Here is a 13,028-nt window from a genome sequence, read left to right as displayed (position 1 = left end):
CCCTAACTCCTCACGTTGATTTTTACGGTTACGGCGTGTTTCCTGCCGGAGTTTTCTGTTACGGCCATGTACAAATCATTCAGGCAGGGTACTGCGTCATTCCGCCATTCTCCGCCGCTGAACGTGAAATCTATATACCCGTCATGCTCCGCGACTCCCGCGCACGCTGACCGCTTCCCGAAACCGACATATGACGGCCCGCAGGAACATTCCGCGACATTCAGACCGTCAGCAGACATACTCCCCGCCGGAATCCTCACGCCGAAATTTTTCCCCGCCTCAATGTCATTCAGAGCCTCCCCCGCGATAATCCCAAGCTCCCGCCTCAAGTCATCCGTGAAATTCCGCAGGTCTTCAGCCTGACCAATCACAGCTCCTTCCATCATTGCCCGCGCTATATCGGGGTTGTTCCGTATCCGCAATTCTATCTGTGCGTCAAGCGGTGAAAGTTTCCGCTCCTGCTCGTCCTCAAAGGCTCTGACTCTCTCGTGTACCGTCTCTGATTTTTCCGCGTAAAGAATATCGCAGGCCGCTTTGATTTCCATTGCCCTGTACCACGCATTATCACGCCATGACATATCGCCCGGCGTTGTCGCGAAATGTTCGGCTAATGACGTGTCCGCGTCTCTGTCCTCGTAGCCTTCAGGGATTGAGGGAATGCCCATGTACCACGCTATATAGGGCGAACAGCAGGGGCTTCCGAGAGATTTGCGGATGATTATCCTGTCGGGGTTGTGGCGAATCTGGAAGATTGACGACTCTAATGTCTCGGCGTTGCAGACGGTAAGAGGCTTGCTGAAGTGAGGCGTATTTTTCCCGGCAGTGTATGATGATGACCCCTCGAAATGTGTCCGCAGAATTTTCTTGAGCATGTCAATTGTTACGGGGCGGGCGGGTTTTATCGAGAAGGGCAGCGGCTCCCATTCCTGCATGAGAAGCGGCGACAGGTCAATATCAAGAAGCATCTGAAACGCTCTGACATGCCTATGCGTATTCCTGTCCTCAGCGTATGACTCCTCAGCCTGATACGCCCTCTTGAAGTCAAATACTCCGTCAGGATTGTGCCATCCGCGTTTTACGGCATACTCTACAAGCTCCCTATATCCGTGCGCTTTCCTGTCAGGCTCGTGAATTGTGTAGTGATTCGGGATTACGGCGGCTTCGTCATCCGGGACTCTATGGACGGCATAATGTTTCCCGTGAACTATCTGCATGACGTAAATTTCTTCCTTGTCGGCAAATGAATAGCTCCGTCCGCTTGACGCATAGCCGTATTTATCGATGAGACGGGACGCGATTTCTACGGCCTCTTTTGCGGTGTGTGCGGACTCTGCCACTATGCGCCGGAGTGCCCAGCCTATTCCGCCGTCAGTAAGCTCCGGGGAGTCTTCGCGGGATTTCTCGCAGTTGTTCGAGACTATTACGACTCCGTTCCCGTTGACGAATGAGTCGCAGAATGACAGCCCCGAATCTTTTTCCCCCCGGTCATAGCGTTTTGCCTCAGCCCATAAAAGACTCGTACGTGTTTCAGGCAGGCCGACTTCAGCGAGTGAAGGCTCAAAGCGTGATTTCGCGCCGGATTTCCGTCTGAGCTTGCCGACTAAGTGAGTCTGCATTGTACATCTTCCGGGAGCGTCCTCATTGTGTCCCACGAGGACCTCGCCCGTTGCTGAAGCGTTTTTGCCGACAAGAATTGTCATACATGCGTGAGATTGCGAGGCTCTGAGGAAAATTACGAGTGTAAACAGGAATATTGCCGCGTGAAAAATTAGTGTCATGTGAAAATCTCCTGAGTGAAATTTTTGCTGATGTTCTTATTGTCGGTAACTATATCATGTTTTCTGCCTTATAATTACGGCACTAATCCCAAATCATAAGGAGCGTGAAATTATTGCTTGCGGATAATATATTATTGCCTGAACTTTACAGGAAGAAAAAGCCGTGGCGAAGACCCATGAAAAAAGGAAGCGGCTTAATGAAGTTCATTGTTATGATTGTGATAATGCTTGCGGTTTCTGTAGGGCTGTTTACGTTTGCTGACATCGGCGGGAATATTGCCCTGTCAATCGCAAAAAGCCATCTCAGCAAAAATTACGGCATCGCCCTTAACGCTGAGAAAATCACAGGCAATCCCGTAAAAGGCTACACCCTTCACAATTTCAGCCTGTCGGACAATATATCAAGCACCGACATATTTTCGGCGGGCTTCCTCTCGGTCAATGTGAATCTCTCGGCATTGCTTGCGGGAAATCTCCGGCTCGCTGAAATTTCGCTTGGCGGCATTAGCATGGACGTTGACGAATTTATGTCAGCCGTACGGAAATTAGACCTTCAATCGCCGTCAGCCCCCGCAGAAATCTCATCATCATTCACGGCCTCACCTGCTTATGCTGAAGACGGAATGCCGAATCTCCCTGTCGACCGTGTGAGCGTTATGGACAGCCGTTTTTCCTCGCGGCTAGGGGTTCTCGGTGTCCGCAGAATCATTGCTGATGTCGTGAATCTGAATGTTGATGTTGACGCTGAAATCAACGGTCTTCCCCTTAACGGCAATATTGACATGGAGAGCCTGACAGCGGTCAACCGTTCCGAGATGTATTTAGGCTCCGGGAAGATTATCGCCACCGGGGGCATTAACGGCGCGAGTCTTGACGTTCATATGTCGGCGGAAGAGTTAGACATGGCCGAAATCACCGCATTGTACCCTGCATTGCTGAGGGCTGAAGATTTTTCCGGGAAGGCAGATTTTACTGCGGACATTTCCGGGACTGCGGACGATCCGAGAGTCTCCGGGGCGTTCGACTACATGGGCGCGAAATTTTACGGCTATCCCGTCGAACGTGCCAGCGCGAATATCATATACTCGCAGAACCGTATATCAGTCAGCAACATTCAGGCCAGCGCGTTCAACATTCCGCTTCAGGGCGAAATAGCCGCGGCGTTCCGTACGGGTCAGCCAGTCTCAATGATTGTAAAACTTGACGGCAGCGAGGCAGCATTGAATGACATGGACAAGATATTAGGCGTTCCCGGACTTAAAGCGTTAGGCGGAAAAGTCTCGGTCTTCAGCGTGAACATAAGCGGGACTCCTGAGTCGTTAAGCGGACTGGTGAACCTCACCGCCCCGAAAGTGTCATATGACGGCCATACGCTGACGGACATACGCGCACAAATGAAGCTGTCGAAAAGCGACACGGCCAACGTTGACGGAAAATTCACGTTCGAGGGGGCGCAGGGATATATCAACGGGAAAGTCTCATCAATTCTCACAGTGCCGAATATGAATCTCACCGCAAAAATCGCCGGGCTTGACGTAAAACGGATCGAAAGCATGATACCTGACGCGCCTCAGCACAAGTTAGCCGGGAAAATTACGGCCTCTGTTACGGTGAAAGGTACTGCCTCAAAACCGAATGTTACGGGAGCGATTAACAGTCCTGAGTTCAGCGGATGGGATCAGAAAATCATGAACCCGGCAATAAATTTCGCGTACTCAGGAAACACATTAACCATCAGAAAGACGGAAGGCACACTAAACGGAATGCCCGTAAAAGTCTCCGGGAAAATCTCCGGCATACCCTCAAATCCCGTGCTTGACCTCAGCGCGACAATCACAATGACACCTTCAGCCCTCAGAGAATACGTGCCCGATATTGACGGCTACAAGCTCAAAGGCTCAATCAACGCCGGACTCAGAATCACCGGGGACATCAATAACCCCTCTGTGAGACTCTTGGCACAGTCAGAAAACTTGCAGGCAATGCACATAATCACGGCCAAAGGTTTAGAGGTTACCACCGCGCTTGACGGAGATTTGTCGAAAATGGAGAAGATAAGCGCGAATCTCTCGGCCAAATCCATAACAGCAAACGGGATAACCTTCACGGGGGCAAATGCGAACGTCAGCAAGAACGGCGACAATATAATTCTCGGAGGACTCACAGCACACAGCGGTGAAGGCACAATCACGGGAGCGGGAACGGCATCAATGTCGGGGAAATCTCCGCTTGATTTCAGCTTCAAATTTTCGGGGCTGTCTCTTGAGACGCTCGCGGGTTCGTCCGGGCTTGATGTGAGGGGGAAACTTTCCGGGACTCTCCGTCTTGCTGGGAAAAACGCTGACCTGGCCATGACGTTATCGGCGAATATTCCTGCTCTCACTGCGTCAGGTATCACGGCGGAAAATCTCACGGCTGAAATTTCCGGTAACATCAGCAAACTTTCGGGGACGCTCAAATCTCCGTCAGTCTCAGCAAACGGCCTCAAGCTGTCGGACGTGAACATACCGCTGACATTTTCGGGGAATAGTCTTGCGTCAAAGGGAGGAACGGCGAAATTTTACGGCGGGACTCTGAATAACAGTCTCACGTTTGGCACAGGCACAATGAAATTCACGGATGAAATTTCTGCTGACGGACTCGACATCAACAGCCTGATTCAGGACATGGCCGGGCCTCTTGAGGGTAAAATTTCGGGCGCGGGAAAATTAACGTTCAAGATTGCAGGGTCGGCAAAAGACAAGCTGACATATTCCGGCACTGGTAATTTCTCGATGGGCGAGGGGAAAATTACGGGGTTCAAATGGCTTGACCTCTTCACGAGAATACATAAATCTGATGGCCTGAGATTCGCGAACGTGAACGCCCCTATGATGCTTCAGACGGGAAAATTAACCGTAAGGGCCGGGGCAATAGTGAACGCCGTGAAGAATGACGCGCTGTATAAGTACGCAAAACTTTCCCGCGATGGGACAATAAATTTTGCGGGTGAGAAAATGACGATGGACTTCATGACAGAGTCGAGCGTGAATTACCAGCTAATCAACGCGATACAGGGAGGGGCGAAAGGCGGAATAGAGTCATTGCTGAAGGGGGGCGTTTCAGGATTCGGGGACAGCGTAAAAGCCTTCCTGAAGGGCGGACTCAAAGGAGCGCAGGAGAATGCCTCTGCGGGAGATTTCCGGGTCATAACTCTGAGGATTCACGGACGTGCGGACAGTCTCGCGTTCTCCGGGCTGAAGATTGGCGAATCAACAGTGAAGACTGACGCAAAGCCTGCCGCAAAACAGGACGCTAAACAGACGACTCCGGCACCGTCCACCAGTCAGCAGAAACAGGAGAAGAAGCCCGAAAGCCTCCGGGACAAAGTAATCGACAAGGCAACAGAGATTCTCAACGTCAAGCCGAAAACGCCTTCACAGCCTCAGACGAATACGCCTGCTCCGACTCAGACTCAGCCGGATCAAACGACACGTGAGAAAATAGAAGACCGCCTGAAGGAAGAACTGCGGAAGGGAATACAGAAAGGACTGGGGGATTTATTCAGAAGATGAGATTATTGCGTGATCCTGTTACGTTATTGCTGACTGTTCCGGCGTTATTGTGGGCACTGTCGTTCCATGAATTTTGCCACGGGCTTGCGGCATACCTTGTGGGCGACAGGACAGCGGAGAGATACGGACGCTTGACGCTTAACCCGCTGGCGCATTTTGATGTTGTCGGGACATTGATGTTATTGTTCGTGGGATTCGGATGGGCAAAGCCTGTGCCGATTAACACGCGGTATTTCAGGCACCCTAAGCGGGATTTGATTATTGTCTCGCTTGCGGGCGTTGCGGGGAATATTCTGACGGCAATAATATCGGTGCTGTTCCTGCGATATTTCGGGGAATGGTGGTACGGTCTGACGGGCCGGGCGGGGCTTACTGTCATTATTCAGATGATAAGCATAAACATGGGACTTGCGGCGTTCAACCTGATACCGATTCCGCCTCTTGACGGCTCGCGGGTTCTTGAGGCGTTCCTGCCGTACAGGTACATGGAATATTATTACTGGCTTGAGCGTTACGGGATGATTATACTGTTAGTGTTACTGATGACGGGAATAATCAACGTGATATTTGAGCCGATAATGAATATTTTGTGGTACTTCCTGCCGTTTTAGGACTGCGCCCCGTATGATATTATCATTACACAGCACAAAAATATTTCATTGGAGGAAGGAATCATCACATGCCGGAAAAGAAAGGAAAAGCGGTATTAGCCTACAGCGGGGGGCTTGACACCTCAGTAGCAGTAATGTGGCTGACAGAGCAGGGATATGACGTTATCACAATGACTGCTGACGTAGGGCAGAAGGATGTAGACCTTCGGGCCGCAAAATCGAAAGCATTGCACAGCGGAGCGGTGAAGGCATATATATTTGACCTGAAGAAGACATTTACCGAGAATTACGTTTATCCCGCGCTGAAGGCAAACGCTATGTATCAGGGAACGTACCCGCTTGTGTCGGCACTGTCGCGCCCGTTAATCGCAAAAACCCTCGTAGACATCGCCAACAAGGAAGGAGCAGTAGCAGTAGCCCACGGCTGTACGGGAAAGGGTCAGGATCAGGTAAGAATAGAAGTCTGCGCCACGGCACTAAATCCCAAAATCAAAGTGTTAGCCCCCGTAAGAGACTGGCATTTCACGCGGGAGGCCGAAATAGAATACGCGCAGAAGCACGGAATCCCCGTAAAGGCTACAGCGTCATCCCCCTACAGCATAGACGACAATCTCTGGGGACGCTCGATAGAATGCGGGCTGCTTGAAGATCCGTGGAACGAACCCCCGGAGGACGCTTACGAGATGACCGCCAACCCACTAGAAGCCCCCGACACTCCCGAATATATAGAGATAGAATTTGAGGGAGGGATTCCCGCGGCCATGAACGGCGAAAGGATGAGCGGTGCGGATTTGATTCTGAGGCTCAACAAGATAGCCGGCCGGCATGGAATCGGGCGTATTGACATGATTGAGGACAGACTAGTGGGCTTCAAGTCCCGCGAGTGCTACGAGTGTCCCGGCTCAACGGTGCTTCTTGCGGCTCACAGGGCAATGGAGACTCTTACGCTCGACAAGCAGGTGCTGAAGACAAAGCGCGAGCTTGAGGTGAGATTCGCGGAATTAACCTACGAGGGCTACTGGTTCTCGCCTCTGCGCGACGCGATTAACGCATTCGTGAATGACACACAGCGATATGTGAACGGAGTCGTGAAAATGCGGCTCTTCAAGGGTCAGTGCGTTGTGAGGGGACTCAAGACGGCCAAGAGCATTTACCGCCACGACCTTGCGACATATTCGGATGGCGACACGTTCGATCATTCTGCGGCTGTCGGGTTCATCAACATCTGGGGATTGCCCGTAAGGACATGGACATCGACATGGCCGCGTCAGGATGAGGCCGAAATACCGATAGAGGCGTAGAGATTTTGCGGCGGCTCCGGGATTTTCCGGGGCTGTTTTTTTCTGTTATATAGTGTAATTAGTAGTAGCGTATCTGTCTGAATGCTGGATGGGATTGGCCATGAGTAGCCCTCTCAGAGCGTTTATAAACTTCAACAAGAAGTGCCATTCACTAATCGCAAAAATTAATCGCAAAAATTTTCCCGAACACAAAATACAGCTCATTCAGCCATTACTGCGGACAGATAAAGAAAAATCTTGCTGACGGAATAACAGTTCTTGACATCGGCGGAGGGAAACACTGCGCTTTTGCCGGGGAATGCAGGAATTTTACGGGCATAAAGATTGTTGCGCTTGATATTTCGGCGGAAGAGCTTGCGTATAATCATGACTCTGACGAAAAGATAGTGTTTGACCTTGCGTCAGGGAAAAGCGTCCCGCGTACTATGACCGCTGTTATTATCCTGCGCTGAAAAATTTATTGTCCCGCTGCGGCTTCAGCAATATTGATTTCATGTTTGACTATAACCAGTCGTATTATTTCTCGTTTTTCGTTCCTTTCGGGTTAATCTCTCTGTGCTGGGACTGCCTAATGTACATTCTTCACGTGAAGCCCCTGTGTGCTTATATCTGTTTCACGGCGGAGAAATCACAATATTCTAGTCCTCACGGCGGGAATATAGTCAGCGGAAACTTTCACCGAATGGAATCTCAACAGCATGATTCAGCCGGAAAAGTCCCATATTTTGACCTCACCCCGGAGTCTTGTGTACCCTCAGACAGATTTCGTGAACGATTATCCGTCCCATCATCAGATTAATGACTCGCGTGTGAATTTATTTTCCCGGACGCGCCTATTTGCGTTAAAATTATGGGCAAATATATCAGCGTACTAAAGGAGGCACTGAATTAACATGAAAAAAGTTTGCACTGTATTATTATTACTTGCGCTGTTTTGCGGCATAACGTCAGCAGAAAATTTCCCTGCCTGGGATATTGTTGACATGGCCGCCCCTGAGATTAAGCAGTCCATCAAAGCAAGCTCCCCCCTCATGCTGAACAATGAGACTCTCCCCTCCCTGCGCCGGGGAATGTCGCCGTCTCCCGAATCGCTGCCCAAAAATGAACGAGTCAATGTCCGCAATGAGACTCTCCCTTCAGGACTCCGCGTCAGAGTCTACACGCCGAAAACGGTCATGAAGGAATATCCTGCGCTGCTGTGGCTTCACGGAGGCGGGCATATTCTTGGGACTCCTGAGATAGACGAGGCTTTATCGCTGAGGATTGCTGACGGACTCGGCTTTATTGTCGCAGCTCCTGATTACCGTCTGGCACCTGAGCACCCTTACCCCGCTGACGTTGATGACTGTTACGGGGCTTTAGTGTGGATGACGGAAAAACTGCCGGTGAGAAAAGACCGTGTTGCCGTTGCAGGACAGAGCGCAGGAGGAGGATTAGCCGCTTCCGTTGCGCTTATGGCGCGTGATAATAAAGGCCCGGCGATTCACTTTCAGATGCCGCTGTACCCGATGTTAGACTACAGGAGCATAACGCCGTCATCGTATCAGCTTCAGGATCACCGCGTTTCATGGTGCAGGGACTTCAACATTTTTGCGTGGAAAATGTATCTTGCCGGAGTGAGCAATGATGTTCCGGCGTATGCGTCGCCTGCGCTGGCTGAAGATTTGTCCGGGCTTCCTCCTGCGTATATCATGGTAGGGATGCTTGACCCGTTAAGGGATGAGGCAATAACTTACGCGCAAAGGCTCATGACAGCGGGAGTGCCTGTTGAGCTGCATGTGATTCCGGGAGGGACTCACGCTTTTGAGGCCATATTCACTGACGCGGCAATAAGCGTTAGGGCTGTGAATGAATATGTGAACGCGCTGAAAGAGGGCATGAAGTAGAGCATAGCGGGAAGAGAGAATTTTACGAGTCGGCCTTGATTAATGTCGGAGCCGATTTTATTTTGTTAGGGAAAGAAAAAAGCACCCGGATTCATTCGTGAGTTTCAGCCTTTGAAGTGCTTTACAGTGTTGTGTTGATGATAAAGTCTCCTCAAACTTTCAGGATAAATCAACCGCATAAGGGAGCGCATAATTCAGTGAATGCTAACTCACGGCAGAAAGAAGCCGTTACCGCTTTAGGCGCGGAGCATTCTCATTCAGGCACTCGACATTCAGGAATTTCCGCAGGGCAGTAGCATATGGGACGGAGAGCTTGACGGCAGAATGGTAAAAATCATGCCCGTCAACAGAATCGCGACTAAGGCAGATTTAAGCGAGCTGATAGCGAATCTCCCCTACAAGGACTACGAGAAGAGGAAAGACGAGAATCCGAATGAGCCAGTAGAAAGAGTGCTGATTGTCTGCATGGGTCATGAGCCTGACTTGAAAGCGACATTTCAGCGCGAACTGTCAAAATACAAGATTGATGTTGAGATAAAAGACATTCTGTCATGATAGATTAAAATTATGATGGGGCAGTGATGCAGCCTTCTGTGATTGACATACCAGCAAAGAATGAATTAGTCGCAGGAGTCTACGAGATACCCGACGGAGCCGGGACGATTCGCGTGAAGATAACGGATCTCATCTCGGAGTCTCTTGAAATGGAGGTACGATGACATGGCCGGGGTATTTGACAGCGAGTTTTCATTTTACATGCAACTTTATGGATTTTACCGACACGACAGAAAGAGAATCAGACGCAGCTACAGGACACTGACGAAAAAATTTCTCGCGTACAATGACCCGGAGGAAAACGAGTCGGCGTTTCTGAGGCGGCCGCAGTTCGAGGCGTTGAGCATGTATATATTCATAAAGGAGTTCATGCAGAACGCGCAAGTCTACGAAATGTTTGACGATTGGAGAAACCGCCGGGGGAAATTTTCGGAGGCTTCATATTACGGGGACGGGGGGCAGCTCGGACTGTTTGACGCTTCCGTGAGCTTTCAGACGGACACACTTTTCAACAGAATGAAGCAGTACCGGGAGGATTACCCGAATTACATTTACGCGCTGACGATGGGACTCGGAAAAACGATTCTCATGGCGGCGTGCATATTTTATGAATTTCTGCTTGCTAATCAATATCCTGATGACAAACTTTTCTGCCACAACGCATTAATTTTTGCGCCTGACAAAACCGTGCTTCAATCACTGCGGGAGATTCAGAATTTCGACAAAGTGAAAGTAGTCCCGCCTGAGTATCTCAGAATATTGGAGGATATTGCCTTTCATTTTCTTGACGACTCAGCAACGACTCTAAACATTCTTGACGGTTCACGCTTCAACATAATCTATCGAACACGCAGAAGATTATTCTGAGGAAGAGACACAAACAGCCGGCATCAGCGCAAATACTTTTTGAGACTCCGATATTGTCCGAGGTTTACGGGATAAGCGGGGGCGATGATTCTGCGCTCATGGGAAATCAGAGGTTCGAGAAATTATGCAGGCTTCCGCAGCTGGGAGTTTATGTTGATGAGGCACATCACTTGTTCGGCGCGGATCTTGAGAAGCAGATACGCTCAGGGGGCGGGAAAAAAACGAGCCTGCGCGACACAATAAATGCGCTTGCTGCACAGACATCAATTGTCGGGTGCTATAACTACACTGGAACGCCGTACATTGAGAGTCAAATACTGCCTGAAGTCGTATATGCTTACGGATTGAGGGAGTCAATACAGAGCGGTTATCTCAAAGACGCAAAGCCTATCGGGTTCGAGAACGTGAAAGACTCTGAATTTCTCCGTGCTGCTGTAAAAAGATTCTGGGACTCTTACGGCGGTGAAACATACGAGGGGCTTAACCCTAAACTTGCTATTTATGCGTCAGGAATTGATGAGGCTGTAAAAATCGTGCGTCCTGTGCTTGAGGAAATTTTGTCGGAGCTTGATATACCGCTGTCAAAAATCCTCGTGAATGTGGGAGACTCGAAATACACAAGCAATACAGACATCAGGGACTTCAACAATTTAGACGTGAAGGACTCGGACGGGAACGAAAAGCAGTTTATTATTCTTGTTGAGAGGGGCAAAGAGGGATGGAACTGCCGTTCATTGTTCGGAGTCGCGATGTTTCGTAGTCCGCGCTCAAAAATTTTTGTCCTTCAGGCAACAATGAGGTGCTTACGTTCAATAACGGGAGAAAGACAAACGGCTTCAGTATTTCTGTCAAAGGAAAATTTCGACACCCTGAATGATGAGCTTCACAAAAATTTCAACATGGACATAAAAGAACTGGGCAGCACTTCAGGAGTGAGTCGTAGCAAGTATCAAGTGCGTGTTGTACCTCCGCTGAGAAAGATAACTATGAAAAGGGTATGGCATGAGTACACGCTCAGGGAGAAAAAATATTCCGGGCCTGTAGATTTCGGCTTGAGGGACGCTGATTTGTCCCGTTACGAGTCGACAATATACACAGCCGGGACTCTCGGCCATGAAAAGACACAGCAGAAGGAAAACGCAGACGGTCTCCGGGACAACATGAAGTACAGCGAATTGACACTAGCGGGAGAGATTGCGAGGTATCTCAATATATCCTGCATTCTTACGGCGAAAATTCTGCGGGAGTCAGCAGACGGGATTAATGCGGTTCTTGAGGCCGTCAACCAATACAATCAGGTGATATATGACTTTATCATTCCTGCAATATTCAGCGCATTGTTTGAGGTAACATCAGAACAGAAGAGCGAGGACAAAGAAATTATCCTGCTGCGTGAACCGCGTAATGCTGGCTGTTATGAGTTTTCCGCGAGAGATGATCTTGTTGTGAAGAGGGACGAATTTTCACAGGAACAGGCCGCGAAAAGTTTTCATGCCGATACATATTGTTTTGACTCAAAGCCGGAGAAAAAATTTTTTGAGGATTGCAATAGCAAGCGATAAAGTGAAAGAGATATATTTCACGGGAATGTTCACGTCTGATCAGGGGGATTTGTCGGTGTACTACTATGACCCCGAATCGGGAAGGCTGCGGAAATACTATCCTGACTTCTGCGCGAGAATGGACGATGGCTCTTACAGGCTCATAGAAGTAAAGCGGGAAGACATGATAGACAGCTCTGTGATTAAGGCGAAAACTGATGCGACTCGCGAAATTGCCGGGGCAAGCGGAATAAAATACCGCCTATATACAGAGCAGGACATTACAAGCGGGAATATCTTTGCATAAATCTATATGTCCCTCGTTGCCGATTATCCTTAGCCGAGTGATGAAGACTCCGTGCAATTCAATGAGAGTTACGCAGAAGGCTTATGCAATGACATTGCGTGACACAAAAAAAGAGGAAGCCCAATAAGTGAACTTCCTCTCTTGTATGTAATCTAAACTGGCAACGGTTTGCTCTCCCGTGCGTACCCCGCACAGTACCATCAACGCTCGCAGGCTTGACTTCCGGGTTCGGCATGTTTCCGGGTATGACCCTGCCGCATTTGTCACCAATAATTTTTCCCTGAACACACTTTCAATTAACACATAACACAGCCATGAAAGAAAGAACAAGTGTAAAGATTTTTAGTACCAGTCAGCTCAATGCCTCACAGCACTTACACTTCTGGCCTATCAAACTGCTCGTCTCACAGTTTTCTTCCTGCTTTCGCAGAAGGTATCTTGTCTTGGAGGGGGCTTCCCACTTAGATGCTTTCAGCGGTTATCCCTGCCGAACATAGCTACTCAGCTTATGCATCTGGCGACACAACTGATACACTAGAGGTTCGTCCATTCTGGTCCTCTCGTACTAGGAACAGCTCTCCTCAAATACCTAACGCCCATGGTGGATAGGGACCGAACTGTCTCACGA

Annotated in this window: 11 protein-coding genes and 2 rRNA genes; 10 read left to right on the top strand and 3 right to left on the bottom strand. The window is 49.5% G+C overall.

Annotation, left to right across the window (positions count from 1 at the left end; translation table 11 throughout):
• Positions 1-2: 2 nt before the first annotated feature.
• A complete protein-coding gene (locus IKQ95_06625) occupies positions 3-1,778 on the bottom strand; it encodes a C69 family dipeptidase (protein ID MBR4196366.1) in 1,776 nt (591 codons plus the stop codon).
• A 197-nt stretch (positions 1,779-1,975) separates the two neighbouring features.
• On the opposite strand from IKQ95_06625, the gene IKQ95_06620 reads away from it, so the two are divergent.
• From IKQ95_06620 to IKQ95_06575, 10 genes are all read left to right on the top strand, one after another.
• A complete protein-coding gene (locus IKQ95_06620) occupies positions 1,976-5,332 on the top strand; it encodes a hypothetical protein (GenBank protein MBR4196365.1) in 3,357 nt (1,118 codons plus the stop codon).
• Positions 5,329-5,943, top strand: a complete 615-nt coding sequence (locus IKQ95_06615; GenBank protein MBR4196364.1) for a site-2 protease family protein — start codon at positions 5,329-5,331, stop codon at positions 5,941-5,943. The genes IKQ95_06620 and IKQ95_06615 overlap by 4 nt, the downstream gene beginning before the upstream one ends.
• A gap of 68 nt (positions 5,944-6,011) precedes the next feature.
• Complete coding sequence (locus tag IKQ95_06610) at positions 6,012-7,244, top strand: argininosuccinate synthase (protein ID MBR4196363.1); 1,233 nt, start codon at positions 6,012-6,014, stop codon at positions 7,242-7,244.
• Between the two features lie 493 nt (positions 7,245-7,737).
• Complete coding sequence (locus tag IKQ95_06605) at positions 7,738-8,043, top strand: hypothetical protein (GenBank protein MBR4196362.1); 306 nt, start codon at positions 7,738-7,740, stop codon at positions 8,041-8,043.
• Positions 8,044-8,137: 94 nt separating this feature from the next.
• Positions 8,138-9,130 (top strand): alpha/beta hydrolase, encoded by a 993-nt coding sequence (locus tag IKQ95_06600; protein MBR4196361.1) that lies wholly within the window; start codon positions 8,138-8,140, stop codon positions 9,128-9,130.
• Positions 9,131-9,454: 324 nt separating this feature from the next.
• A complete protein-coding gene (locus tag IKQ95_06595; protein MBR4196360.1) occupies positions 9,455-9,685 on the top strand; it encodes a hypothetical protein in 231 nt (76 codons plus the stop codon).
• Positions 9,686-9,711: 26 nt separating this feature from the next.
• A complete protein-coding gene (locus IKQ95_06590) occupies positions 9,712-9,849 on the top strand; it encodes a hypothetical protein (GenBank protein MBR4196359.1) in 138 nt (45 codons plus the stop codon).
• A gap of 1 nt (position 9,850) precedes the next feature.
• On the top strand, positions 9,851-10,552 hold the full coding sequence (locus IKQ95_06585; GenBank protein ID MBR4196358.1) for a hypothetical protein: 702 nt from the start codon (positions 9,851-9,853) through the stop codon (positions 10,550-10,552).
• Positions 10,553-10,605: 53 nt separating this feature from the next.
• Positions 10,606-12,114, top strand: coding sequence for a hypothetical protein (locus IKQ95_06580; GenBank protein ID MBR4196357.1), 1,509 nt, complete (start codon positions 10,606-10,608; stop codon positions 12,112-12,114).
• Positions 12,089-12,400, top strand: a complete 312-nt coding sequence (locus IKQ95_06575) for a TnsA endonuclease N-terminal domain-containing protein (GenBank protein MBR4196356.1) — start codon at positions 12,089-12,091, stop codon at positions 12,398-12,400. Before IKQ95_06580 ends, IKQ95_06575 begins: the two co-directional genes overlap by 26 nt.
• Positions 12,401-12,555: 155 nt before the next feature.
• Here the strand turns inward: IKQ95_06575 and rrf are convergent.
• Together rrf and IKQ95_06565 are read right to left on the bottom strand one after the other, a co-directional pair.
• Positions 12,556-12,671: ribosomal RNA gene (rrf, locus tag IKQ95_06570) — 5S ribosomal RNA — on the bottom strand.
• A gap of 51 nt (positions 12,672-12,722) precedes the next feature.
• Positions 12,723-13,028, bottom strand: a 23S ribosomal RNA gene (locus tag IKQ95_06565); the annotation flags it as partial.

The organism is Synergistaceae bacterium, from assembly GCA_017540085.1.
GTDB lineage: Bacteria > Synergistota > Synergistia > Synergistales > Aminobacteriaceae > JAFUXM01.
This window is presented reverse-complemented; position numbering and strand designations above follow the sequence as displayed.